This is a genomic window from Flavisolibacter ginsenosidimutans (assembly GCF_007970805.1).
Classification (GTDB): domain Bacteria; phylum Bacteroidota; class Bacteroidia; order Chitinophagales; family Chitinophagaceae; genus Flavisolibacter; species Flavisolibacter ginsenosidimutans.
In genome coordinates this window covers 1,461,714-1,486,480 of record NZ_CP042433.1, presented here as the reverse complement: position 1 = coordinate 1,486,480, position 24,767 = coordinate 1,461,714, and the positions used below count along the sequence as shown (strand labels likewise).

At 46.0% G+C, this 24,767-nt stretch carries 22 protein-coding genes; 17 read left to right on the top strand and 5 right to left on the bottom strand.

Annotated elements, in window-relative coordinates:
* Window positions 1-46 precede the first annotated feature (46 nt).
* On the bottom strand, window positions 47-676 hold the full coding sequence (locus FSB75_RS06170; RefSeq protein WP_146784335.1) for a hypothetical protein: 630 nt from the start codon (window positions 674-676) through the stop codon (window positions 47-49).
* Between the two features lie 274 nt (window positions 677-950).
* Here FSB75_RS06170 and FSB75_RS06165 point away from each other — a divergent pair, with 274 nt between their 5' ends.
* The 7 genes from FSB75_RS06165 to FSB75_RS06135 all read left to right on the top strand — a co-directional run bounded on the left by FSB75_RS06165 (window position 951) and on the right by FSB75_RS06135 (window position 7,874).
* Complete coding sequence (locus tag FSB75_RS06165; RefSeq protein ID WP_146784332.1) at window positions 951-1,325, top strand: hypothetical protein; 375 nt, start codon at window positions 951-953, stop codon at window positions 1,323-1,325.
* A 105-nt stretch (window positions 1,326-1,430) separates the two neighbouring features.
* Window positions 1,431-3,611, top strand: coding sequence for a S9 family peptidase (locus tag FSB75_RS06160; RefSeq protein WP_146784329.1), 2,181 nt, complete (start codon window positions 1,431-1,433; stop codon window positions 3,609-3,611).
* A 77-nt stretch (window positions 3,612-3,688) separates the two neighbouring features.
* Entirely contained in the window at window positions 3,689-4,249 is a 561-nt protein-coding gene (locus FSB75_RS06155) for a UbiX family flavin prenyltransferase (protein ID WP_146784326.1), read from the top strand.
* Window positions 4,250-4,749: 500 nt separating this feature from the next.
* Window positions 4,750-5,583 (top strand): LiaF transmembrane domain-containing protein, encoded by an 834-nt coding sequence (locus FSB75_RS06150; protein ID WP_146784323.1) that lies wholly within the window; start codon window positions 4,750-4,752, stop codon window positions 5,581-5,583.
* 158 nt (window positions 5,584-5,741) lie between these two features.
* Window positions 5,742-6,101 carry a DUF4288 domain-containing protein gene (locus FSB75_RS06145; RefSeq protein WP_146784321.1) on the top strand — a complete coding sequence of 120 codons (360 nt, stop codon included), beginning with the start codon at window positions 5,742-5,744 and terminating at the stop codon, window positions 6,099-6,101.
* Between the two features lie 4 nt (window positions 6,102-6,105).
* Complete coding sequence (locus FSB75_RS06140) at window positions 6,106-7,137, top strand: sensor histidine kinase (protein WP_146784318.1); 1,032 nt, start codon at window positions 6,106-6,108, stop codon at window positions 7,135-7,137.
* On the top strand, window positions 7,134-7,874 hold the full coding sequence (locus tag FSB75_RS06135; RefSeq protein WP_227990789.1) for a LytR/AlgR family response regulator transcription factor: 741 nt from the start codon (window positions 7,134-7,136) through the stop codon (window positions 7,872-7,874). The genes FSB75_RS06140 and FSB75_RS06135 overlap by 4 nt, the downstream gene beginning before the upstream one ends.
* A 165-nt stretch (window positions 7,875-8,039) precedes the next feature.
* On the opposite strand, the gene FSB75_RS06130 is transcribed toward FSB75_RS06135, so the two are convergent.
* Window positions 8,040-8,981, bottom strand: a complete 942-nt coding sequence (locus tag FSB75_RS06130; protein ID WP_146784312.1) for a GyrI-like domain-containing protein — start codon at window positions 8,979-8,981, stop codon at window positions 8,040-8,042.
* Window positions 8,982-9,055: 74 nt separating this feature from the next.
* Between FSB75_RS06130 and FSB75_RS06125 the strand changes: the two genes are divergently transcribed.
* The 4 genes from FSB75_RS06125 to FSB75_RS06110 all read left to right on the top strand — a co-directional run bounded on the left by FSB75_RS06125 (window position 9,056) and on the right by FSB75_RS06110 (window position 14,350).
* Window positions 9,056-11,080: a glycosyl hydrolase family 95 catalytic domain-containing protein gene (locus FSB75_RS06125; RefSeq protein ID WP_146784309.1), complete on the top strand. Its 2,025-nt coding sequence runs from the start codon at window positions 9,056-9,058 to the stop codon at window positions 11,078-11,080.
* 214 nt (window positions 11,081-11,294) lie between these two features.
* Window positions 11,295-11,834, top strand: coding sequence for a hypothetical protein (locus FSB75_RS06120; RefSeq protein WP_146784306.1), 540 nt, complete (start codon window positions 11,295-11,297; stop codon window positions 11,832-11,834).
* Window positions 11,835-11,895: 61 nt separating this feature from the next.
* Complete coding sequence (locus FSB75_RS06115) at window positions 11,896-13,248, top strand: vanadium-dependent haloperoxidase (RefSeq protein ID WP_146784303.1); 1,353 nt, start codon at window positions 11,896-11,898, stop codon at window positions 13,246-13,248.
* 4 nt (window positions 13,249-13,252) lie between these two features.
* Window positions 13,253-14,350, top strand: coding sequence for a hypothetical protein (locus tag FSB75_RS06110; protein ID WP_146784300.1), 1,098 nt, complete (start codon window positions 13,253-13,255; stop codon window positions 14,348-14,350).
* A 93-nt stretch (window positions 14,351-14,443) separates the two neighbouring features.
* Here FSB75_RS06110 and FSB75_RS22005 read toward each other — a convergent pair whose 3' ends face one another.
* Window positions 14,444-14,578, bottom strand: a complete 135-nt coding sequence (locus FSB75_RS22005; protein WP_146784297.1) for a TfoX/Sxy family protein — start codon at window positions 14,576-14,578, stop codon at window positions 14,444-14,446.
* A gap of 3 nt (window positions 14,579-14,581) precedes the next feature.
* Entirely contained in the window at window positions 14,582-15,472 is an 891-nt protein-coding gene (locus tag FSB75_RS06100; RefSeq protein WP_146784294.1) for a cation diffusion facilitator family transporter, read from the bottom strand.
* Window positions 15,473-15,607: 135 nt separating this feature from the next.
* On the opposite strand from FSB75_RS06100, the gene FSB75_RS06095 reads away from it, so the two are divergent.
* The 6 genes from FSB75_RS06095 to FSB75_RS06070 all read left to right on the top strand — a co-directional run bounded on the left by FSB75_RS06095 (window position 15,608) and on the right by FSB75_RS06070 (window position 23,577).
* The gene (locus FSB75_RS06095; protein WP_146784291.1) at window positions 15,608-16,873 is read left to right on the top strand and encodes a zinc dependent phospholipase C family protein; all 1,266 of its coding nucleotides are present in this window, start codon (window positions 15,608-15,610) and stop codon (window positions 16,871-16,873) included.
* A gap of 127 nt (window positions 16,874-17,000) precedes the next feature.
* Window positions 17,001-18,563 (top strand): alpha,alpha-trehalase TreA, encoded by a 1,563-nt coding sequence (gene treA, locus FSB75_RS06090; protein WP_146784288.1) that lies wholly within the window; start codon window positions 17,001-17,003, stop codon window positions 18,561-18,563.
* A 128-nt stretch (window positions 18,564-18,691) separates the two neighbouring features.
* On the top strand, window positions 18,692-19,591 hold the full coding sequence (locus FSB75_RS06085) for a DUF72 domain-containing protein (RefSeq protein WP_146784285.1): 900 nt from the start codon (window positions 18,692-18,694) through the stop codon (window positions 19,589-19,591).
* Between the two features lie 98 nt (window positions 19,592-19,689).
* Window positions 19,690-20,640, top strand: a complete 951-nt coding sequence (locus tag FSB75_RS06080) for a carbohydrate kinase family protein (protein WP_146784282.1) — start codon at window positions 19,690-19,692, stop codon at window positions 20,638-20,640.
* A gap of 154 nt (window positions 20,641-20,794) precedes the next feature.
* Entirely contained in the window at window positions 20,795-22,291 is a 1,497-nt protein-coding gene (locus tag FSB75_RS06075) for a gluconokinase (RefSeq protein ID WP_146784279.1), read from the top strand.
* Window positions 22,291-23,577 carry a GntT/GntP/DsdX family permease gene (locus FSB75_RS06070; protein WP_146784276.1) on the top strand — a complete coding sequence of 429 codons (1,287 nt, stop codon included), beginning with the start codon at window positions 22,291-22,293 and terminating at the stop codon, window positions 23,575-23,577. Before FSB75_RS06075 ends, FSB75_RS06070 begins: the two co-directional genes overlap by 1 nt.
* A 16-nt stretch (window positions 23,578-23,593) precedes the next feature.
* Here the strand turns inward: FSB75_RS06070 and FSB75_RS06065 are convergent, their stop codons facing one another.
* The gene (locus tag FSB75_RS06065) at window positions 23,594-24,718 is read right to left on the bottom strand and encodes a glycoside hydrolase family 130 protein (RefSeq protein ID WP_146784272.1); all 1,125 of its coding nucleotides are present in this window, start codon (window positions 24,716-24,718) and stop codon (window positions 23,594-23,596) included.
* Window positions 24,719-24,767 lie beyond the last annotated feature (49 nt).

Below are 24,767 nucleotides of genomic sequence, written 5' to 3'. Positions count from 1 at the left end.
GAGGAAAATAAATGTAACTTTTTCTTCCCTTTTGTTGGCAACGATGCTAGTTAGTGGCTCTGGGAGGCGATGGGTTAAAATCGAAATAATCATCACCTGGCGTCAACAGTTGCTTATCATTACTAAAGACCCCCAAAATATATTCGTTGTTTTTAAATATTTTTTCCGAATACAGTGGTTGTTTCGTAGCGTCTGACGAAACCCTGTAAGTAATAATACCTTGGGTACCCGACTCGATTGGCTGAAAGATTAAATTTTGGTAATTTGGATGTTGCTGAATAAGATGGTCAAATTGCGCTCTACCCTGACCAAAAATGCTTAAGGCTACATCTTCTGTTGTGACGTATTTAGTTAATGAGGGTTCACGCTTAAATATTTTTTTTTCTGTAGAATTTAATAGAGAGTCTTTGGAGTCGTAAATATGAACCATCAAATCATACTTTTCTCGATGGTTAACATCTTTTTTTAAGTAGCTCTGAAAAATGTAATGGTCAGCCTTAGTTTGTAATAAAAGGTCAGTTACTTTTTGCTTCGACAATGATTGAGTGAAGAAAGTAATCTCGGTTTGTGGTTGCGGATATCCCGTATTCAGTTTGAATGCGGAGAATGTAACTACTACACTAAATAAGATAAATACCCAACTCAAAGTTTGAAAGGACAATTTGCTTTTTGTCATAATCGGAATTTTAAACATTAAGAAATAAGTCATAGAATGTTTTCTCGAGTCATAGGAGCTTTCAACAGGCGGGAATCGTCTTCTAATCTAAAAACTCCTTTTCATATTACCAAGCCTTTTCATACGTATTTCTACGCACACTGTGGATAACCGCATTTCTACGCATTTCTAAAAACGTTTTAACCGTAGTCTTACCCCACTTTCAAAACCCGCATTTCCTACCTTGACTTAGGGGTCTCTGAAGGGCAAGTTTTGTGTCAGAAAAACAACGGTTATGAACACAAAATTTTTCCTCCTCCTGCTCGTTTCTCTGCTCTTTGCTACTGCAACAAATCCCGCAACGATCAGCTTTAAAAAAGACAATTACATTCTGCTTTCTGGAAAATCACAGCCTCAAAAACTGGCCTCTTCCCGCGAAGTCAAAGGTTCTGGACACGACATGTCGGCCAGCGCCTGGATGCGGGTTGTTGCCCGGACAAAAAAAGACGACTACGTCATTGACGACGACGGCAAATTTCACAAGGTCCATTACGAACGCATTGCCGCCCGCAGAAATCGCCGGACACTTTGCATTTGTTTGAGCGCCGGTTTGCTGACGATTGTTTATGTCTGCACGCTCATTGCAAACTACCTGCACATGATTCACTAACCGTTCCCCGGCACATCTTCTACTTGTTCTTTGAATAGGTTGGGTTTAAAGGCCACTCCCCGTATCTGCACTTGCCTTATTTTTATCGCTTAAATCAGTACAAGAATGAAACAGGGATTGTTGCTATTTTTATTTCTCCCCCTTTTTGCCCTTGCGCAAAACAGCCAGATTACGCTTGAAGACATTTACAAAAAAGGAACCTTTCGCGGCGAGTTTGTTCCTGGCTTTGCCGCTGAAGACAATTCTTCGCTTTTTGATGCGAAAGATGTAAAAGACGAAACGGGCAAGTCACTGAATACCTCAGAATATGAAGTCAGTGCCGATAAGAAACGCATCCTCTTTTTCAACGGCCGCGAACCCATTTACCGGCGTTCGTCAAAGGCAACAGTTTATGTGTACGACGTAGCGACGAAGAAAACAGTTTCGCTGAACAAAGGCAAGGTTCTTCACCCGACCTTTTCACCCGACGGGAAAAAGATTGCCTACGTTTTTGAGAACAACCTTTATCTCTACGACATCGCTTCGGGCAAAACAACGGCGGTAACAACCGATGGCAAATGGAACAACATCATTAACGGCAACGCCGATTGGGTTTACGAGGAAGAATTCTCCTTTAGTCAGGCTTACCAGTGGAGCGCCGACGGTGCTTATCTGGCTTACTACAAGTTTGACGAGAGCCGCGTGAAAGAATACAACATCACCTTTTACAACGACGAACACAATCGTGAATACCGCTATAAATACCCCAAAGCCGGCGACAGCAATTCTACCGTCACCATCCACATTTACAATATCGCCAACGGTAAGACGGTACCGGCAAAATACGATCAGGGCGACATTTACATTCCGCGCATTGTATGGACGACAACCGGCGACAAACTCGTCGTATTCTGGATGAATCGCAAGCAGAACGATTTAAAGCTTTTGCAAACAGATCCCATTACCGGTAACGCTTCTCCGCTGTACGAAGAGAAAAATAAATACTACGTGGACATTGATGGCGAGGACGACTGGCATTTCCTGAAAAACGGCAAACAGTTTTTGTTCCGCTCCGAGAAGAACGGCTGGTCACGTATTTATGCCCAAAGCATGGATGGCAAAACGGAAACAGAGATTACGAAAACGGCTTACGACATAACGGGCATCGACGGCATTGATGAAAAAGCGGGCCTTATTTATTACACTGCGGCTTATCCCACGCCGATGGACCGCAATTTTTTTGTAACCGATTTTGCAGGAAAAAAAATAACGCAGTTAACCGCCGGCCGCGGCTGGCACCGCGTTGAACTGAACGGCGACAATACAAAGTTTTACGATTATTACTCTGACATCAACACGCCGCAAACCGTTACACTTTATGATTTGCAAAATGCAAACGGAAAGGTTTCAGTTGTAAAGAATAAAGTGGTGAACGAGAGCACCAAACTGAAATCACTATTGGCGCAATACGCACTCGGCAAATCAGAGTTCATTCGTGTGCCGAATACCAAAGGCGATACGCTCAATGGCTGGATGTTAAAGCCTGCAAACTTTGATCCTGCAAAAAAATACCCGGTTTTGTTTTGCAATTACGGCGGACCGGGTTCACAACAAGTGGCCAACCGTTTCGGCGCCGTTAGCATGTGGCACCAAATGCTGGCGCAGCGGGGGTTTATCGTGGTATCGGTTGACAACACAGGCACGGGTTTTCGCGGGGAGGAGTTTAAAAAGAAAACTTATTTGCAGCTTGGCAAGTTTGAGATTGAAGACCAGATTGATGCGGCCAAATGGCTGGCGAAAATGCCTTTTGTTGACGCATCCAACATTGGTCACTGGGGCTGGAGCTTTGGCGGCTTTATGAGTTCACTGGCCATCACCAGAGGCGCGGATGCCTTCAGTGCGGCGGTGGCCGTTGCACCGGTTACGTCCTGGCGTTATTACGACAACATTTACACCGAACGTTACATGCGTACGCCGCAGGAAAATCCCAAAGGCTACGACGACAATTCGCCCATCAACCACGTTTCGGAAATTCGCGGCAAATATTTGCTTATTCACGGCACGGGCGATGACAACGTGCATTTTCAAAACAGCGTGCAAATGGTAAAAGCTTTGGTGAAAGCCAACGTGGATTTTGAAACGATGTATTATCCCGATAAAAACCACAGCATCAGCGGCGGACCGGATAACACGACCTACCATTTATGGAGCAAGATGACGAACTGGATTTTGCAAAACCTCGGCAACGAAAACGTAAACAAAACAAGAGTGGGCAACAGCGTAAATGCGCCGAAGCCAGGAATGTAGAACACGAGCAAGATGCAATGAGCAATCGTCAAAGCTTGCTCATTGCATCTTGCCCTTTGCATATTGAAAAAGTTGTCATGAAAAAAATTGCAGTTGCTATCACCGGCGCCAGCGGTTCTATTTACGCAAAAGTTTTGTTGCAAAAGCTTTCGGCTTTAAAAGAACAGATTGCCGAACTCTCGGTTGTAATGACCGAAAACGCAAAGGAAGTTTGGAAGACCGAACTGGCCGATGAAGCATACAAGCAATTCGAAGCCCGCATCTTTAATACAAAAGATTTTTCCGCGCCCTTTGCATCGGGATCGGCAAAGTACGATGCGCTTATCATCGTTCCGTGCAGCATGGGCACATTAGGCCGTATTGCTTCAGGCATTTCCAATGATTTAATCACACGCGGCGCCGACGTGATGTTGAAAGAAAGAAAGAAATTGGTTTGCGTTATCCGCGACACGCCGTACAATCTCCTTCACATCAAAAACATGGAAACCGTCACGTTGGCGGGCGGCATAGTTTGTCCTGCGTCTCCATCTTTTTATAGCAAGCCCGATAGCTTTGAAGCGCTTGCTGCTACGGTTGTTGATCGTGTGATTGACCTTGTGGGTTTGCAAAACAATTCCTTTCGCTGGGGAACGGAGTGAGGCTTTCAGTTTGGTTTCCTGCAAAGAAGCAAAGGGACAAAACCGCTAAGGACTTTTTATGTAGCCAGCTTTTGTTTTTCACGGCATCGCCGGTTGCGTCGCACACTTGTACGCTTTGAACTTTATTCATCATTTTTAACCACAGAGAACACGGAGATCTTTATACAAAGAGCCAGAGAGAATTTTCGCTGTAGCTTTCTGTGGTTAAATTCTTGCCGCGTAGCGAACAAGGCGCACACGAGTGCGACCCTTCGACAAACCCAGGGTAAACTGCACAGAAGCTCAAGCGTTGTTCCTGTTTCTGGTCAATAAAAAATATTTTCGCACGGAGCCAGGGAGCAAAGGAGAAGAAAAGCATCGGCGCACAACCCGTCAACCACAAACTCCAATCTGCATTTACCGGAAAAACACCGCTGCTTACCGGTAAAACGTCTTCCGTTTACCTATCCTCGCTTGACTTCGCTGCCTGCCTTGCCTTTCTTTGATTAAAATTTAAAACAATGGACAAACAAGAATTTGAAAGACGAATAGAAGAACGGTGGGGCCGTCGTGGCCGTCGCCGCAGCGAAAGAGGACGCATTTTTGGCGGCCTGTTTATGCTGATCATTGGCGCTGTTCTTTTGCTGAAAGTCAGCGGCGCCGTTTTCTTTCCCGCCTGGTTTTTTACGTGGCCGGTATTGCTTATTGCGATTGGTTTGTTTAGCGGCGTGCGGCACCGTTTCCGCGGTATTGGCTGGTTGTTTCCGTTGGCTATCGGCGTTATCTTTTTGGCGGACAATCTTTCGCCCGACATGCACCTGCGGCCTTATCTCTGGCCCATGTTGTTAATTGCTGCGGGACTGTTCGTCATCTTTCGTCCGAGAAATCGCCGTTGCCGTCCGGGTGATCCCGGCGGCGACGATTTCGACAACCGGAAAAGATTTGATAACGAGGCTGTGGTTGTTACAAGTGCAACAGAAAGCGGTAGCAATGATTGGCACAAAGCAACACTAGATGGAAACGATACAATTGATGCTACCGCTGTATTTGGGGGGGTGAAAAAAAACGTTCTTTCCAAAACATTTAAAGGCGGCGATGTAACAACCTTTATGGGCGGTGCGGAAATTAATTTAACGCAGGCCGATTTTAGGGGCAAGGCGGTAATTGATTGCTTCAACATGTTTGGCGGCACAAAGCTCATCATTCCGCCCGACTGGGAAGTGCAAAGCGATGTGGTGGCCATCTTTGGCGGTGTGGACGACAAGCGTCCGCCGGCTACGGGTTCGGCACCGGCAAAAGTGCTCTACCTTGACGGCACCTGCATCTTCGGTGGACTGGAAATAAAAAGTTATTAGCGATTCTGGTCAATCGAACAGTAAAACCAACAACTACGCAAACATGGAACAAATTGTCTTTTTTGTTTTGGTGTTGCACCTTCTGTGGCTTTTCTTTTTTGTCTTTTAAAAAGCACAGTGCATTTGCAGCCCTTATTCGCAACATAAAGAAAGAAACCATGAACAGCTATCTTGTAAAACTCGTCTATCAAATTGTTTGCGGCGACGGACAACACACGCCGCAATTCGACGAACAACTGCGCTTTCTCGCTGCGCACAATGAAGAAGAAGCGCTGCACAAAGGCCGTAGCATTGGCGTGCAGGAAGAAGAAATTTTTTACAACAAACGCCAACAACTGGTGCAATGGAAATTCATCAACGTGCCGGAAATTTATTCGTTGAATGAATTAAGCGACGGCGCTGAAGTTTTCTCGCAGATCAAAGAAACAGACGACCCGCATTCCTATTGTCATTTCGTGCACCACAAGGCCGCACAACTTTTGAAACAGCCTGCTTCCTTCACCATTCAAACCGCTTAATTCCTTGGCTTCATCCCTTCTTCACACAACTCGTTTTCGCGTGGCCTTTGGCGCCTGGTGGTGGACGTGGACGACCTTGCATTTCGTCGTGTTGCAAAAAGGCGGGTACTCCGTTCCGGTATCTTTTTTTGACAGTGTCATTTCTAACACGCTCCTTGGTTGCGCGGGTTTGTTGGTAACCTTAACGCTGCAATATTATTTACCGTCTCAAAACAAGTACACATATCTCTTAGCCTTCTGCACGGTGCTAACGCTGTTGTGGTTAGCCGTTACACGAACGCTTTTGCTTTCCTTGCTGGAAGAAGGCAACGAGTACAAATATTTTTTCTCGCAATCGCTGGTAATACGTGGTGCAACGGGTTTTCTCGTCATTGGTTGCATGGCGCTCATCAGCGTGTTGTGGTACACCTTGCAAGATCAAAAAGAAGCAGACAAACGCAGAACCGAAGCCGACGCACTTGCAAAAGAAGCGGAGCTGAATAATTTGCGCCAGCAATTGCAACCGCATTTTTTGTTTAACAGCCTTAACTCCATCAACGCACTCGTTGTCTCGCAACCGCAAAAAGCAAGAACGATGATTCAACAGCTTTCCGAATTTTTGCGCGGCACATTAAAAAAAGATCAGAAAGCCTGGATACCGCTGGAAGAAGAATTGCAGCATTTACAATTATATCTTGAAATAGAAAAGGTGCGTTTCGGGCATCGTTTATCAGCCCTTGTAAAAAATGAAACAGAAGGAACGAGGATGCCTGTCATGCTGCTTCAACCGGTGGTGGAAAACGCCATCAAGTTTGGCTTGTACGATACTACCGGCGACATCACCATCAGCATTGAAGCAAGAAGGGCCGAAGGTCAACTAATTATCCAGGTAAAAAATCCTTTTGACCCCGAAACAAGTTCGCCAAAAAAAGGCGCAGGCTTTGGATTAAGTTCGGTACAAAGACGATTGTACCTTCTTTTCGCAAGGGCCGATCTTTTGCAAACGTCCACCAACGAAAATTTATTCATTACCACCATCAAAATTCCTCAGTCGTGAAAACGGTCATTATTGATGACGAACCTTTGGCACGTTCAGTTGTAACGGAATATTTAGAAGCCTTTCCGCAGATAGAAATCGCGGCTCAATGCAACGATGGCTTTGAAGGCGTAAAAGCCATTCAACTGCACAAACCCGACGTTGTTTTTCTCGACATTCAAATGCCAAAAATCAACGGTTTTGAGATGCTGGAATTGATTGAAGAACCGCCAGCCATCATCTTCACAACAGCCTTTGATGAATACGCCATTAAAGCTTTTGAAGCCCACGCGGTGGATTATCTTTTGAAACCGTTCAGCCAGGAACGATTTAACAAAGCCGTTGAAAAATGCCTGGCGCAAACAGCGGCGCCACAGCAAAAGAAAGCGGTAGAAGAATTGGTGCAGAATTCACCGCAAAGTCCTGCACAAGCCGAACGCATTGTGGTAAAGAACGGTGGCAAAATAAAAATCATCAACGTGCATCAAATAAAATATTTAGAAGCGGCGGACGATTACGTGAAGATTCACACGGCAGAAGGAATTTTTTTGAAAGCCAAAACCATGGGCTTTTACGAAGGCAGTTTGCCCACTAATGGTTTTGTGCGCATTCACCGTTCTTATCTTGTAAACGTGCAGGAAATCACGCGGATTGATCCTTATGAAAAAGAATCGCATCTCGCCCTTCTGCGAACGGGAGAAAAACTGTTGGTTAGCAAAGCCGGTTATATGAAACTGAAAGCAGTGCTGGGATTGTGAGTACGTGAGACGTGAAACGCCAAAAGTGAGACTGGAGAAACATTGTACTACAGCCTATTCTTTGATAGGCTGTTTTATTTCCCAACGAAATAAATACTTACTACCGTTAGTATGATTGCAACGAAATGCAGGCACGGTTTCACGTTTGACGTTTCACGTCTCACCTCACATCACCGGCCAATAAATCTTCGTAATCCATTTGCTTGTGTCGGGTTCGGCTCTGCGGTCGGTTATTAATTTTTGAAACGGAATGGCCGGCGCAGTGCGGTTGTTGTCGTTTGCAAAATTTTCCATTTCTGCAAAAGCTTTTTCCACTTTCCAAGGCCCGCCTTTTACATCGGTGGTTAAAATATTCCCTTTCGCGAGCATTCGCTTAAACTCAATATCGCCTTCGTTATGCAGGGCTTTGTCAACAGGAATAGCCACACGGGTCAAATAGGTGCTGTCGTTCTTAAAAACGTTCAGCATGGGCGCACTTATTTCCTTTGCATTATTCTTTTGTACAAAGGCCTTCAGCTTATCTACCAGCCCGTAAACTACCTCTGTTGAGGGTTTCTCTTTCGTCACCGTTGACGTGGAAACGAGCAACGAATCAACAACCCTTGTTTCCAGAATCTGGAAACCGTAAAGCTTTTCATCGTTAGCGTAAAAGCTTTGCATCCTTTGCAGCAGCAAATGAAGATCGGCGGAGAGCTTTTTTGCCCACGCATATTTTTTTATGCGGGCAAGGGGAGAAGTGCCTGTATTTGTTGCGCCAACCCAGGCCAATTCCACGCGGTTGGCTCGCACCGGCACTAAAAACAACTCAGTGGAAACAGAATCTTCACCGTGCGCAATAGAAATGACCAAAGACGTAAAGCGCCGGGCCGTGATTGTGTACTTGTTGTCGTTGTACACAAAATTGGCAGATGCGTCTTGTACCCGCTCTTTCTCACCCGGCCACCATTGTGGCCAGTTTGTTTCGTTCAGAAAAACGCGGGCAAATGCCTTTTCGTTCGCGGTTAAATCAGCTCTTTCATTCAAGGATACACGGTTAGGAATAACGAGGTAGAGGATGCCAAAAAATAAAAGGAGAAATACAAGCAGGTAAACAATTCCTTTTCGCATAAGAAACGTCGGTCGTTTGGCGGTCAAGTTATACCGAATTCATGTAAATTCAACGCTACTTAAATGATTGCTACATGAACCGCTTGTTCGTTCTCTTCTTTTTGTTTTTCTCGTTCAGCGTTTTTTCGCAAGATCCCTGGAAGATTGAAGCTGCCAACATTAATCCTTCCAATTATTACGGCGTTACCGTTGCCAACGGCATGATCGGCATTGTGTCTTCACCCGATGTGTTTAAAGTAAAGGACGTAGTGCTGGCCGGTGCTTACGATTTGTATGGCCGCGGCCGCGTGAGCAATTTTCTGCGCAGCTTTAATTTACTCAACATGCGCCTTTCGGTTGACGGCCGTGAAGTAAACAACGCGGGTGCTTCGAACATGAAGCAAAGCCTCGACATGCACGGAGCATCGTTTGCAACAAGCTTTGATTACGGCGATAAGGCATCTGTGTCATACACCTATTACTCGCTCCGTCACTTGCCTTTTACGGTGTTGATGGACATAACGATCACCGCAAAAAAAGATATCAGCATTACCGGCAGCAGCGTAATGGAAGCACCGGATGCCCTTCGTGATGTGCAGAATTATTACAACGAAATAGACAGGCCGCATGTGGTCATCAGCCTTCTTACGTCAACCGCAAAATCACCAACGGGAAAATTGTTGATGTGTGCGTCCAACACTTTTTTATTTCCCGAACCGCACGGACAGGAGCCACGTGTAATTCACGAAATGTGGGACAACAACATGCACCTGATGAAGTTTACGAAAACGATCAAAACGGGAGAGAGTTACCGCTTTTCGATTGCCGGTTCGTCCATCACGTCTGCCCACCACGATGACCCTCTGAACGAAGCCGAACGGCTCACCATTTACGCAAAGCTCGAAGGCCGTGACCGTCTTTTGCAGTTTCATCAGAAAGCATGGAACGAACTTTGGAAAAGCGACATTCAGATTGAAGGCGATGCGCAGGCGCAGCAAGACGTGCACAGCATGTTGTATCATCTTTATTCTTTTGTAAGAGAGGGCACGGCGCTTTCGCCTTCGCCGATGGGATTGAGCGGATTGGGTTACAACGGTCATGTGTTTTGGGATGCGGAACTATGGATGTATCCTGCTTTGCTGGTAATGAAGCCGGAGTTGGCAAAGAGCATGATTGAATATCGCTATCAACGATTGGACGCGGCAAAACGAAACGCTTTCGCCGTTGGTTTTAAAGGCGCGATGTTTCCGTGGGAAAGCGCCGAAAGCGGCGTGGAAGAAACGCCTGTGTGGGCACTCAGCGGACCCTTTGAACACCACATCACAGCCGACGTTGCCATAGCCGCGTGGAATTATTATGCCGTTACGCAGGACAAGCAATGGCTTCGCGAAAAAGGCTGGCCGATACTTTCGGCAACGGCGGATTTTTGGGCTTCGCGTGTTGAAAGAAACGGGCCGGGTCATTACGACATTAAGAACGTTGTGGCGGCAGATGAGTGGGCCGAGAACGTAAACAACAATGCCTTTACGAATGCGGCTGCAAAAGCCAATTTGCAACACGTTACGCAAGCTGCGAATATTTTAGGCATTGCGCCTAACGCCGACTGGATGAACGTGGCGAACAATATCCCTGTTTTAAAAATGGAAAATGGCGTAACGCAGGAACACGCCGCTTTTAAAGGCGAAGGCATCAAGCAAGCCGACGTGAATTTGTTGGCTTATCCATTGAAAGAAATCACCGACGCAAAACAAATTGAAAAAGACCTGGAATATTACTCAACCCGCGTACCCAATGAAGGCACGCCGGCCATGACGCAGGGCGTGTTTGCGCTTTTGTACGCAAGGCTTGGCAATGCCGACAAAGCCTATCATTGGTTTCAGGATGCGTACGTGCCAAACCTTAATCCGCCGTTTCGTGTGATTGCCGAAACGAAAGGAGGAACCAATCCTTATTTTGCTACCGGCGCCGGTGGTGTTTTGCAGGCGGTGATCATGGGTTTTGGCGGCGTGGAAATAACACCGAAAGGATTGACGCAAATAAAAAGCGTGTTGCCTAAGAATTGGAAAAGCTTGACTCTAACAGGAGTGGGGCCAGAGAAGAAGACCTTTGTGGTGAAATGATTTTGGGCGTTCCGGCACGCCCAACGCACAACCCTTCGACAAGCTCAGGGTGACAACGCTCCGTGCCGTCGGGCTATCCGCTGCAAATCCGGCGCAGAGGCCAAGCACAAACCATCACCGGGCTTTCCGCTTCTATCTCTCACGCAAGAAATTCAGTGTATCCAAAACTTTTCCATTTCAAAACTTTCCCTATCTTTTCACCACAATTGATTGCTTGAAACGTTTTGCTGCGATACTGTTTCTTCTGATTCTTGTATTCAACCTTTATGGATACAGGCTGATGATTGCTTACATGAGCAAGGCCAGCACCGCAAGAATTGAACAAAAAGTGGATGCGGCCCAATACGGCGACGATGAACTGGTCTCCGTAAAAACAAAACTGAATCTTCCTTACTACACAAACTTCAATAAATTCGAAAGGGCCTACGGTTCTATCAACATTGACGGCAAAGACTACGAGTACGTCAAGCGCCGCGTTCACAACGACACGCTTGAACTTCTCTGCCTTCCCAATAAAACCAAAACAGGTTTGAAATCCATCAGCAATGATTTCGCAAAAGCTTCTACCGACCAATCCCAGGAGAAAAAAAACAGCGGCGTTTTAAAAATAAGCCTGCCTGATTTTTTCTGCGAGGAACAAACCAATTTCTCAGTGTCATCTTCTCTATTAGCAACAACAATTCGTGTAACCAACACATCTTTCTCTTTTGCTAATTATTCTCTGCAGCAAGAACGTCCTCCGCAGGCAATCTGACGACCTTTGATTTCCTTCTACAAGATTGCCTTATTCATTACAAAACATCTTCCGTTAATTCATGAAAAAGTTTTTCGTGCTGCTCTGCGCAGTTAGTTTGTTTGCCTGCAAACACAAGTCCGGCGACTACGCCAAATACACTTCTGATCCGTTGCTGTATTCAAAAACCGTTAAGCGCCTGAACGACGTGGTGCTGTACAACAACTTCTCACCCGTTGTAGCGTCGCGCAATTATGCTTACGCCAACATTGCCGCGTATGAATGCATTGTGGCTGGCGATTCGGCTTACCAATCGTTAAGCGGACAAATAAAGCACTTGCCCCAAATGCCAAAGTCCGATAAAAGCAAGACGATAGATTATCACCTTGCTGCTTTGTTGTCCTTTGTAAAAGTGGGCAATGCGGTTACCTTTCCCGAAGGCGTGTTAATGGATTATTACGATGAGTTGAAAAACGGGGCTGACAGTGCGGGCATGCCTTCTGATGTTTTAAAAAATACGGTTGCGTTCAGCGATACAATTGTGGCAACCGTTATGAAATGGAGCAAGGGTGATAATTACGCAAAGACGCGCAGCGCCGAAAAATTTACCGTAAGGCAAGAAGACGGCCGCTGGATTCCAACGCCGCCGATGTATGCGCAAGGCATGGAGCCGCATTGGTGCGACATACGTCCGCTGGCGCTTGATTCCTGCTCGCAGTTTTTGCCGCCGGCACCGCCAACGTACAACATGAAGGACAGCAACTCGGCTTATTGCAAGGAGCTCATGGAGATTAAACGCACGGTTGAAAACCTGACCAACGAACAGAAACAAATCGCTGATTTCTTCGACGACAATCCGTTTAATCTTCACGTAACGGGCCACGTGATGTACGCGACCAAAAAGTTTTCGCCGCCGGGACATTGGATGAACATTGTGGGCATTGCCGCACAAAAATCAGGTGCTGATTTTGACAAGACCGTTGCAGCTTACACAGAAACATCCATTGCTTTGTTTGACGGTTTCATTGCCTGCTGGAAAGCAAAGTATTTACACAACACGGTGCGGCCCGAAACGGTTATCAACAAGCTGCTTGATCCTGCCTGGCAACCTTACATTCAAACGCCGCCCTTTCCTTCTTATGTAAGCGGGCACTCGGTAATTTCATCCGCTTCCGCGGAAGTAATGAGTCATTATTTCGGCGATAATTTTTCTTACCGCGATTCATCGGAAAGAGAGTTCGGCATTCCCGACCGTTCGTTCAAATCCTTCCGCGATGCGGCACAGGAAGCGTCGTGGTCGAGGCTTTACGGCGGCATTCATTTCCGCTCCGATCTGGAACAAGGCAATCTTGTCGGCAAAAAAATAGGCGAATACATTGTAGGAAAACTTCGCATTCAAACGAATTCGCAAAACCAACTTTCACTCAACAAATAATTTTATGAGAAAGCTTTTTTCGCTTTTCATATTGATTGCTTTTTATCACGCAGCAAACGCACAAGGCTGCGTGGCCATTCGCAACAACGGCGCAACCTGCACCATGGCGGGTGCGCACAACGACGAAAAACAGGCGTCGTGGACTTTCGGCATTAACTCACGCTATTTTAAATCGTACAAACATTTTGTGGGCATGGTAGAGCAAAAGGAAAGAGAAGAAGCCGGCACAGAAGTTATCAACCATTCTTTTTCAACAGAAATTAGCTTAACCCACCGTTTGAACTCTCGTTGGTCGGTTGCGTTTTATGCGCCCATCATTGCCAACGCACGTTCATCAATGTACGAGCACTATGGTAACGGAAGCAAGAGCCCGAATGCACGCCGCGAAACACATGCATTTGGTTTGGGTGACATTCGCCTTTCGGCTTATTACTGGCTTGTTGATCCGGCAAAGATGACGAAGGCAAACGTGCAATTGGGTGTCGGTATCAAACTGCCAACGGGTGATTACCGCTACCAAGATTATTTCTGGAAAAATGATTCAACAAAAGTTTTAGGGCCTGTTGACCAATCCATTCAACTCGGCGATGGCGGCACGGGTTTCTCAACCGAGTACAACGCTTTTTATCAATTCAGCAAAGAATTGGGGCTCTACACAAACGGTTATTATTTGTTTAATCCAAGGGAACAAAATGCTGTTTCCACGGCAAGAGGCGGAATAGTTTCAGCTTCAGCGATTCAGAATGGCAGTGACGTGATGAGCGTTCCCGACCAGTTCATGTTTCGTCTTGGTGCAAACCTTTCCGTTAATCAATTTTGGTTTTCAGCCGGTATGAGAGTCGAAGGCGTTCCTGCGAAAGACATCATTGGCGGAAGCAACGGTTTTCGCCGTCCGGGTTATGTAATTTCTGCGGAACCCGTTGTGGCGTACAAGACAAAGAAGGCGCAATTTTATTTGTCGGTGCCGTATGCCGTTGAGCGCAACCGCATTCAAAGCGTACCCGATAAAATCAGAACGCAACTGACCGGTGTTTACACCCAAGGCGATGCCGCCTTTGCCGATTACACAGTCAATTTTGGCGTTGTGTTCTCGCTCAAATAAGTTTTCAAAAAGTTTTCGCATAGCAATGACGAGCCCCGGTTTCGCTCCGGGGCTTTCCTTTACTTTTTCCTTTTTGATGACCTGGCTTTTGCGTTAAAGACCAACAGAGATACACATTTTGTCATTTACCATAAACAATATGCCGCAAAACATTTTCTTCTCTTCCACCTTGGGTTGAGAAGAAAGCGCTTCGCGAACGCGGACCGTAAAGTTTTCGTTGATGGCCATGTTTTAAAGTTTGTAGAGTTCAATGGTGCTGTGATGAATGTTGTGGTGTTCCAACTCGTGTTTCAGTTTGGCAACAACCTTAAGCTTTTCATCAAAGCTTAATTCGTCGTCAATACCCACGTGCGCCGTCAAAGCGTTTTCGGTTGTGCTCAGCGGCCACACGTGAACGTGTTCTACATTCTTTACGTGTTCCGTTTGCAGCATCAGGCGTTTTATTTCGTTCAATTCAATTCCCGAGGGCACGGCGTCTATCGTCATTTGAAAACTGTCGCGCAGCAGTCCCCAGGTGCTGAACAATATTACCATCATAATCACCAGACCGATGGCCGGATCGAGCCAGTACCATTGCGTATAATTCATGACAATGCCGGCTGCCACTACGCCTAACGATACCAAGGCATCGGCCAGCAAATGCAGATAAGCGCTTTTTGCATTTAGGTCTTTTTCCTTGCCTTTGTAAAAAAGGAAAGCAGAGAGCCCGTTGACCGCAATGCCAAGGCCAGCCACCCATGCGACAACCGTTCCCTGCACGGGTTCTGGTTTGAGCAAACGGGTCACGGATTCAAAACCCAAAACGCCAATGGCAATGAGCAAAACCACGGCGTTTATCAAAGCAGCCAGCACCGTTGTTTTCTTATATCCATACGTGTATTTGGCTGTGGAAGCTTTTCCAGCCATCCAAAAAGCAAGAAGCGACAAGACCAGTCCGGCAACATCGCCGGCGTTGTGGCCTGCATCAGTCAACAGTGCCATTGAATTGTAAAAAACGCCGGCAATTAATTCGGCCAGTACAAAGAGCAGGTTCAGGCAAATGCCGGTGATGAAGGCCTTCTTGTTGCCCCGCTCAAAATCAAGATTGTGCGAATGATGGTCGTGATCGTGGTTGTGGGCCATGTTTGTAAATTAAGGCTTGTACGCTCTTTTCAAAGACTTTCCCTCCAACAGATTTTGCACATCTTCAAATGCTGGTATTCTTTTTATAGTAATTCATGATAGCCCTTGAAGATCGCCTTCTTTAAATCAAAAACAATGAAGCTTCTTTTCAAGCTTTCGGTTGTGTTGACGTTGGCCTTGTTTCGTCCTTCCGTATGCAAAGCTTATTCCGTACTTACGCACGAGGCCCTGATTGATGCCGCCTGGGACAAATTCCTTGTTCCCTTGTTGAAAGCAAAATTTCCCCAATTGCAGGATTCTGCACTGAAAAATTTGCACGCTTATGCTTACGGCGGTGCGGTGTCGCCCGACATGGGTTATTATCCTTTTGGCAGCGTGCTTTATACCAACCTCGTTCATTATGTGCGTACAGGCGATTTTGTGGAGGCGTTGCTGACCGAAGCCAAAAGCCCTGAAGAATACAGCTTTGCGCTTGGAGCGCTTTGTCATTATTACGCTGATGTGTACGGGCACAGCATTGGCGTGAACAAAAGCGTACCGGTTGAATACCCAAAGGACAAAACAAAATTTGGAAACCTTGTTACGTACGAAGACGACAAAGCCGCACACAAACGCGTTGAATTTGCCTTCGATGTTTCGGAAACGGCCAAAGGAAATTATGCTTCGCAGGCTTACCATGATTTCATTGGCTTTAAAGTTTGCGATTCGGTTTTGGACCGGGCCTTGTACAAAACCTACTCGCTTCACCTGACCGATCTTTTTAAAAATTTTTCGCGAGCCGTAAACACCTTTCGGTGGGCGGTGAAAGAATTTTTTCCGCTGTTGGTTAAAGCCGCATGGGCAACAAAAGGAGACCAGTTGCGCAAGAAAGATTCGACGCTAACAGCGCAGAAATTTTATTATGCCATGAAGCGAGCGGACTACAACAAAGAGTTTGGCCGCGAACGTGACAAGCCAAAACTGTTTTCGTTTTTGCTTTCGGGTTTAATCAGGGTTCTTCCTAAAGTTGGGCCTTTGAAACCGCTCAAGTTTAAAGCACCGACCGCCGAAGTAGAAAAGCTTTTCATCCAAAGCTTTGACACGGTGGAATACTTTTATTCGCGAACCTTGCAAAACCTGAAGCAATCGGTTGTGTCGTTGAAGAATAAAGACTTAGACACGGGATACGATACAAAACGCGGCGAATACACGCTAACCGACGAAACCTATATACAACTTTTGTTGACGCATGCCGGAAACAATTTTGCCAGCGCAAGTGCTGACCTGAAAAAACACATGCTTTCGTTTTTTAATCGCGGCGATTCTGGTGCAAAGAAGACGAATGGCAAAGAGGAAGAAAAAATAAAAACCGCCCTTGCAAATTTACGGGCTTCTGATACCGCCGAAACAAAGAGCAGGTAAAACGGTTGATTTTACAGCAGATGGGTAGCCTTTATTTGTTTTTGAAAAGCGTTTTGTTTTCTGAATGGACAACATCGCTTCAAACGCTTACAATTCCTATCTTTAAAACTACATCAAACGCTTGCTGATGAAACGTTTTTTGCTTTCTCTGTCTTTACTGTTCCCGGTTTTTGTTTTTGCTCAGGTCACACCAACACCGGATAAACTTTGGGGCAAACTCTTCGAAGACGTGCAACTTAAAAAAGCCCTCGGGGATAATAAAACCTTCGTGGACATGGTGCCGCAGTATAAGCCTGACATCATTCTAAAAAAATACGCGGCCTTGAAGAAAAAAGATTCGGCAAGCCTTCGTGCTTTTGTTCTGGATAATTTTTATTTGCCCGTTACACCCGGCGCTGCCTTCACACGAGGCCTCAACTTAAACGAACACCTCGCGGAACTCTGGAACACGTTAACCCGCAAAGCCGATACGCTCCGCAAATGGAGTTCGCTGCTGCCTTTGCCCGATTCTTACATCGTTCCCGGCGGACGTTTTCGGGAAATTTATTATTGGGACAGTTACTTTACCATGCAAGGTCTTGCCGCCAGCGGCCGGTACGATTTGATTGAAGAAATGCTGGATAATTTCAAGTACCTCATTGATACTTACGGACACATTCCCAACGGCAACCGCAACTATTATCTAAGCCGTTCGCAGCCACCTTATTTTGCAATGATGGTAGAACTTCTGCACAATAAAAACGGTGATGCGGTTTACAAAAAATATTTGCCTGCGCTGGAAAAAGAATACAATTGGTGGATGGAAGGTGCAAACAATTTGAAAGCGAATGCTGCCCATCGCCGCGTGGTGAAATTGCCAGACGGTTCCCTTCTCAATCGTTATTACGACGACAACAACGCACCGCGGCAAGAGAGTTATGTTCAGGATATAACGACTGCGAAAGATTACAAGAACAAAGACCGAAAAGCATTTACAAATCTTCGGGCAGGAGCGGAGAGCGGTTGGGATTTTAGCAGCCGTTGGTTTCAGGACACCGTTCATTTAAACACCGTTGAAACGACGAACATCATTCCCGTTGATTTAAACTCCTTGTTGTATAAATACGAATGGATATTGAGCCAGGCCGCAAAAGCATCGAAACAAGAGGCCAAGTCGGATGCCTATGCAAAAAAAGCAGAGAAACGAAAAGAAGCTTTGTCGAAATACTGCTGGAACGACAAGCTGAAGTATTTTTTTGATTACGATTTTACGGAGAAACATACGACCGACAAATGGAGTCTTGCCGGTATGTTGCCGTTGTTTACAAAAGCAGCAACGGCTGCACAAGCCGATGAGGTGAAAAAAATTGTGGAAGAAAAATTTTTGCGCGACGGCGGCGTGGTCACAACTGTTTATCACACGGGCCAGCAATGGGACGCACCGAACGGCTGGGCGCCTTTGCAATTTATAACCGCACAAGGTTTGATCAATTACGGGCAGAACGATTTGGCCCGAACGATTGGCGAACGATGGATGGCGGTGAACGAAAGGGTTTTTAAAGCCACGGGTAAAATGTTGGAGAAATACAACGTGGAGAACATTCATTTGGAAAGCGGCGGCGGCGAATACCCAACGCAGGACGGCTTCGGCTGGACGAACGGCGTGTATTTGAAATTTTACGAAATGTTCAAAGCAAACACAAGCCATTGAATGATGACGCAAAAGTTCGCTTGTAAAACCATCAACAACGCTTGTACAAATTGCTCTTTCAATTTGGGCAGTTCTTTATCCAATGCGTACGACAAAACAAATTTTGTGTAACTGCGGCTAAACTCATTATGGACTTTGGCAAAATTCCATATACTTCACTTGATAAAATTGATTTTGGGCTTCCGCCCGAACCGGAAGAGAACAAACTTGTCTTACCCGGGCAACGCACCGCTTCGCAGAAGATTTACGTTGGTTGTCCGCGCTGGGGAGTGAAGGAATGGATAGGGAAACTTTATCCAAAAGGCACAGCCGATGCTCACTTTCTCGACGAATACGTAAAGCAATTTAATTGCATCGAACTCAATTCAACCTTTTACAATCTTTACGATGAAGCTACGATTGCAAAGTGGGCAGCGAAAGCCGGTGCCGTTGATTTTAAGTTTTGTCCAAAAGTTTTCCAGGGTATCAGCCACGAAGGTTCGTTAACGGAAAAACTGCCGCTGATGCATGCCTTCGAAAAAAGCATTGCTGCCTTTGGCGAACACCTTGGCCCCTTGTTTTTGCAATTGAGCGATGGCTTTGGCCCGCAGCGGAAAAAAGAATTACAATACTTCATTCACGCCTTGCCCACGGCCATGAATCTCTTTGTGGAACTGCGTCACCCGGCCTGGTTTGAGGCAAAGGAAATGGAATGGTTGGGGGATTTGCTTCGTGCGGTAAACAAAGGATTGGTGATAACCGATACGGCAGGCAGGAGAGATGCTTGTCACATGCATCTTACCATACCGAAAGCGTTCGTGCGGTTTGTGTCAAACAATCTTCATCCAACCGATTATACAAGAATTGACGACTGGATAAAACGGATAAATGATTGGTTGAATAAAGGCCTGCAAGAATTGTATTTTATTGTGCACATGGCAGAAGAGAAACATTCGCCGGAGTTGGTTAGCTATTTTGTTGACAAGCTGAACGCAGCCTGTGGCCTGCATTTGAAAAAACCTTTTTTAATTCAGGGCGAATTATTTTGACCTTAATTTTTTGGTGCGACGATGGAGATGAAGGACGATGTGTCACGCAGTGAAAAAGTTCAATCATTATTCCGGCCTCTGGCCCATAAAAAATCAACATGAAAATTCTTTGCATTGGTGAGGCGCTCATTGACATGATTTGCACCGACACGGGCCGCTCGCTTTCCGAAGGCGAACATTTTTTAAAAAAGCCCGGCGGTGCGCCCACAAACGTTGCGGCGGCCATTGCAGCCCTTGGCGGTGATGTGTTGCTGGCGGCCAAAGTTGGCGACGATCCCTTTGGCCGCCAACTGGTGGACGTGATGAAAGATTTTGGCGTGTCAACCATTTGGATGTCGCTTGACAAATCTTCGTTTACAACCTTTGCTTTTGTTTCGCTGATGCAGGACGGCGGACGCGATTTTGTTTTTAACCGCGGCGCCGACGGGCAACTTTCAACGGATGACGTGCAGCACATCAGCCTCGGCGAAGTTTCCATTGTGCATTTTGGTTCAGCTACGGCTTTTTTGCCGGGTCCTTTGCAGGAAGCCTACGTAAGTCTTTTGCATCGTGCAAGAGAGGGCGGCCAGTTCATTTCCTTTGATCCAAACTATCGCAATCTACTTTTCGGTGATAAAAAAGAAAGCTTCATTGAACAAAGCTGGACGTTTTTAAAGCAGTGTCATTTTTTTAAAGTGAGCGATGAAGAAGCGATGTTGCTCACGCATCAATCATCCGTAGTGGATGCCGCAACGATTTTGGCCGAAGGCACAAGCGCAGTGTTTGCAATAACGCTTGGCAAAGCAGGAACGTTATTGGTACATGCCGGCAAAACAGCAACGGTGCCGAGCATTGCCGTTCAAGCTGTGGACACGACCGGTGCAGGCGATGCCTTTGTGGGTGCGGTTCTTCATCAACTCAGTAATTTTTCTCTGCCCATGATACAGGCAATGGACATGGACGATTGGAAAAAAATCATTGCCAACGCCAACAAAGCCGGGGCACGCACTTGTGAATACATGGGCGCCATGGAAGCGTTCAAACATTTAAGTCGTACCATTTTCGATTGATCGTTTTGCACACCATTTTTCAATTGAACAAGATTTATTCAACCTTATCAACGTTGCGGCAATAAGTTCAGTCAGGAGAATACTTTTTCTTGCCACTTTATTAGCCGAAAGCAGATTGAGTATTGTTCCTTCACACAAAAACATTTTGACCACAATGCAGGAACCGCAGGCTTATGTAATCGGAATTGACATTGGTACAGGAAGCGTGAAAGCTGTTGCAGTTAAAGCCAACGGTGAAGCGATTGATGCCGTTCAAACGCACTATCCTTCCGCTGCAACGGACGAAAGCGAGCAGGATGTTTTTGCGGTATATACAGCGTTCAAGCAATGCCTGAGCGAAATTGCTGGTCGGCAAACAAATGCTCCGCAAGCCGTTTGTTTAAGCGCTGCCATGCACAGCATTCTTGCAGTCGATGAAAAAGGAGCGCCTTTGATGAAGGCCTTGCTTTGGTCCGATACGCGAAGCAGCGAGATTGCACAGAGCCTTCGGCATTCCGATGAAGGTAAACGGATTTACAAGGCTACCGGCACACCGTTGCACGCCATGTCGCCGCTGTGCAAAATCAGGTGGCTGAAAGAATTTAAACCGGAATTGTTTAAAAACGCGTACAAGTTCATTTCAGTAAAGGAGTTCATCTGGCAGCAATTGTTTGGCGAATACGCGGTTGATTATTCCATTGCGTCGGCAACGGGTTTGTTCAATATTTATTCCTTGCAATGGCACGAAGAAGCTTTGTTTTTTGCCGGCATTTCTTCCGAACGATTGTCGCTGCCTGTTTCAACAACGCACAAGAAAAAGGGTTTGCTTTCTGATGTTGCCAAAAATTTAAACATTCCAATCAATACGATTTTTTATATGGGTGCAAGCGATGGTTGTCTTGCCAATTTGGGCAGCGGCTGTTTTGATGCGTCAGTAGCAGCCATTACTATTGGCACAAGTGCGGCGGTGCGAATTACTTCCCCTTCGCCAATTGTTGATGAAGAAAGAATGATCTTCAATTACCTGCTTGATGAAAAGACATTTGTTTGTGGCGGCGCCACCAACAACGGCGGCAACACGGTAGAATGGGCCGTAGAAAAATTTGCACCACAAAACAAAGAGAAAAAAATTTTTGAAGAAGCGTTTCGCGCAATTGAGAACGTTCCGGCAGGCAGCAAGGATTTGCTTTTTTTGCCTTACCTGCACGGCGAAAGAGCGCCAATTTGGGACGAGAAAAGTTACGGTGTTTATTTCGGCGTTAAGTCCGTTCACGACAAAAATTGTTTTCTACGGGCTGCGATGGAAGGCGTTTGTTATTCGTTGTTTGATGTTCTATCTTCTTTGGAAAAAAACTTGCCGACGGTGGGGGAAATTAAATTAAGCGGTGGCGTGGCTAAAGCAAAAGCCTTTGTTCAAATTCTTGCCGACGTTATAGGAAGAAAAATACTTACAGAGGATGCTGGCGACGCATCGGCCATTGGTGCCGCTTATCTTGCATTGAAGGAATTGAATGCCGCCAGCGATTACGCTTTTCTTTATCAAGCCAAGAGGGATGCAACGGAACCAATCAAAGAAAATGCAGAAGTCTATCACAAATTGTTTGCTGTTTACAAAGGACTTTATCCTTCGTTAAAAGAAGCCATGCACACGCTTCATCAATACACACACTGATGCAATTGCTCATCCTTCTTGCTTCGATCATTCTTCTTGTTTTTCTTATCCTGAAAAAAATCAGTCCGGTACTGGCTCTGCTGGCCGTTTCCATATTAAGTGGATTGGCTTTTGGCATGAGTGTTTCGCAAGTTGTTTCTTCTGTCAACAACGGCATTGGAAATACGTTGGGCGGAACAGTTATGGTGCTTGTGCTGGGTGCCATCATCGGTAAAATTGCTGAAGAAAGCGGCGCAGCGCAAAAGCTTGTTTTTGTGTTGACAAAAAGTTTTGGCATAAAGCATATTCAATGGGCCATTTTGTTTACGGGATTGCTGGCGGGCATTCCGCTTTTTTACAACGCTGGCTTTGTGGTGCTGGTACCGCTTGTTTTTGCCATCGCCAAAACCACGCGGCTGCCTTTGCTTTACGTGGGTTTGCCAATGGTGGCGCCTTTGTCGGTAACACACGGCTTTCTTCCGCCGCATCCGGGCCCGGTTGCGCTGGCCGCCATCTTTCACGCAAGCATTGGAAAAACATTGTTGTACGGTTTACTTATTGCGCTTCCACTTGCCGTTATCGCCGGTATTCTTTATCCGCGGCTTATCGTTAAAAAGAAAAATGTTGATGAAGCCATAACGGTTGAAGCAGCAAACGAAAACGCCTTGCCAACGGCTGCAAAAAGTTTTTTGATCATTCTTTCGCCGGTGGCTTTGATTGCAGTGGGAACGGCCGGCATTTATCTTACAAATGGATGGTTGAAGAATATTTTTTTGTTTCTGCAAGAGCCAACACTGGCCTTGCTTTTGTCGCTTGGCTTGAGCGTAATTCTGCTAAAACTGAACGCTGAAAAAACGGCGCTTTATTGCACGGAAGGAATCAAAACAATTGCCCTTATTATTTTGGTGATAGCGGCGGGCGGTGCATTCAAGCAAGTGTTGGTTGACAGCAAGGTGGGTGATGCGATCAAGACTTATTCAACTCATTTGCATTTGTCTCCGCTGGTGCTTGGCTGGTTGATTGCCGCACTTTTTCGTGTTGCCCTTGGTTCAGCCACAGTGGCTGCATTAACGGCATCGGGCATCATGGTTCCTTTTCTTGCACCTGGTATTTCACCCGAATTAATGGTGCTGTCGGTAGGAGCGGGGAGTTTGTTTTTTTCACACGTAAACGACACCGGCTTCTGGATGTTTAAAGAATATTTTGGTTTGAGCATGAAGCAAACTTTTCAAACCTGGACGGTGATGGAAACGTTGATTTCAGTTTTGGGTTTAGCGGGCGTGCTGGCGCTGGACCTTGCAATTTAATCTCGCCAAAAAAATACTAATGCACAGCAACTGCAATCTTTGAATCAGCCGTACCGTAATACAAAAACCATTTGCCTTTAAACGGCACAAGACCTTCTAAAAAACAAACGTTGTTCACCTGGCCCGTTATTTCGTAAGGTTTATCGGGCTTGAAAAAATTATGTTCGCAACGGTCAACGACTTTGGTTGGATCATTCTTGTCCAGCAAAATTTGCCCTGCGGCGTAGACGCCATCCGGCAAAGTTTTGTCGCCATATTCGGGACTGTTCTTGCTGTTGTAAATAAAGCGGATGCCGTCTTTTGTTATCATCGCCGGCGGCCCGGGTTCTACCAATTCGCTGTCAAACTTTTTCTTTCGCGGTGAGAACAAAATTTTGAATGCTTCGTAATTGCGCAACGAATCGAAACTTTTTTTCGAAGGATCGGTTTCGGGTATCGGCGTCCAATCTATTAAGTTATCAGATGTGGCCATGTAGATGTTTGATTCACCCCAATACATCCAATACTTGCCTTTGATTTTTGTGGTGACGAGCTTATCGCCCTTGGCGGTACAAATGATAGAACCCGATTTCGACCAGTAGTTGATGTACTTTCCACCGTCGGCATTTTTAAAAACAGAACCGTGCTTTGTCCAATGCACCAAATCTTTTGACGTGGCAATGAAAAGCCTTGCTGTTGTTCCATCATAGGCAGTGTAAGTCATGTAATAAGTTCCGTTATCATCTTCCACAATGCGGGGATCTTCGCAGCCGCCTTCCCATTCGTATTTTTTATACGCGTCGTTATCAGGATAAAGAACCGGCGTTTTCAGTTTTGTGAAATGCAATCCATCGCTGCTGTACGCAAGGCCAATGCGTGATGTGCCTGCCGGTTTCCCAATGCTGTCTTGCGCACGATACAACAAATAAATTTTCCCGTTACGAACAACGGCTGCCGGATTGAAAACGTCTTTTTCCTCCCAGCCAACGCTGCTTTTGCGAACGGGATCAACAAAGCGTTGCTTCGAAGGAAGCAGGCAAGGATTGGCTGCGTCTTGCTTAACAAAAGGCGCCAGCATCCAGGGTTTTTCCTGTGCTTTGCTTGTGAAAGAAATGCCTGCGAACAGAAGACAGGCAAGAAAACCTTTCGCGACTTTTTTCATGGCTGTTTTGAATTGGCTTGCTGAAAAATATCGTTGGTTGAATTATTGC

Excerpts from the sequence above, each read along its gene's own strand:
- FSB75_RS06170 (WP_146784335.1), bottom strand. The coding sequence starts at position 676 with ATGACAAAAAGCAAATTGTCCTTTCAAACTTTGAGTTGGGTATTTATC.
- FSB75_RS06165 (WP_146784332.1), top strand. The coding sequence starts at position 951 with ATGAACACAAAATTTTTCCTCCTCCTGCTCGTTTCTCTGCTCTTTGCT.
- FSB75_RS06160 (WP_146784329.1), top strand. The coding sequence starts at position 1,431 with ATGAAACAGGGATTGTTGCTATTTTTATTTCTCCCCCTTTTTGCCCTT.
- FSB75_RS06155 (WP_146784326.1), top strand. The coding sequence starts at position 3,689 with ATGAAAAAAATTGCAGTTGCTATCACCGGCGCCAGCGGTTCTATTTAC.
- FSB75_RS06150 (WP_146784323.1), top strand. The coding sequence starts at position 4,750 with ATGGACAAACAAGAATTTGAAAGACGAATAGAAGAACGGTGGGGCCGT.
- FSB75_RS06145 (WP_146784321.1), top strand. The coding sequence starts at position 5,742 with ATGAACAGCTATCTTGTAAAACTCGTCTATCAAATTGTTTGCGGCGAC.
- FSB75_RS06130 (WP_146784312.1), bottom strand. The coding sequence starts at position 8,981 with ATGCGAAAAGGAATTGTTTACCTGCTTGTATTTCTCCTTTTATTTTTT.
- FSB75_RS06125 (WP_146784309.1), top strand. The coding sequence starts at position 9,056 with ATGAACCGCTTGTTCGTTCTCTTCTTTTTGTTTTTCTCGTTCAGCGTT.
- FSB75_RS06115 (WP_146784303.1), top strand. The coding sequence starts at position 11,896 with ATGAAAAAGTTTTTCGTGCTGCTCTGCGCAGTTAGTTTGTTTGCCTGC.
- FSB75_RS06110 (WP_146784300.1), top strand. The coding sequence starts at position 13,253 with ATGAGAAAGCTTTTTTCGCTTTTCATATTGATTGCTTTTTATCACGCA.
- FSB75_RS22005 (WP_146784297.1), bottom strand. The coding sequence starts at position 14,578 with ATGGCCATCAACGAAAACTTTACGGTCCGCGTTCGCGAAGCGCTTTCT.
- FSB75_RS06100 (WP_146784294.1), bottom strand. The coding sequence starts at position 15,472 with ATGGCCCACAACCACGATCACGACCATCATTCGCACAATCTTGATTTT.
- FSB75_RS06095 (WP_146784291.1), top strand. The coding sequence starts at position 15,608 with ATGAAGCTTCTTTTCAAGCTTTCGGTTGTGTTGACGTTGGCCTTGTTT.
- treA (WP_146784288.1), top strand. The coding sequence starts at position 17,001 with ATGAAACGTTTTTTGCTTTCTCTGTCTTTACTGTTCCCGGTTTTTGTT.
- FSB75_RS06085 (WP_146784285.1), top strand. The coding sequence starts at position 18,692 with ATGGACTTTGGCAAAATTCCATATACTTCACTTGATAAAATTGATTTT.
- FSB75_RS06080 (WP_146784282.1), top strand. The coding sequence starts at position 19,690 with ATGAAAATTCTTTGCATTGGTGAGGCGCTCATTGACATGATTTGCACC.
- FSB75_RS06075 (WP_146784279.1), top strand. The coding sequence starts at position 20,795 with ATGCAGGAACCGCAGGCTTATGTAATCGGAATTGACATTGGTACAGGA.
- FSB75_RS06070 (WP_146784276.1), top strand. The coding sequence starts at position 22,291 with ATGCAATTGCTCATCCTTCTTGCTTCGATCATTCTTCTTGTTTTTCTT.
- FSB75_RS06065 (WP_146784272.1), bottom strand. The coding sequence starts at position 24,718 with ATGAAAAAAGTCGCGAAAGGTTTTCTTGCCTGTCTTCTGTTCGCAGGC.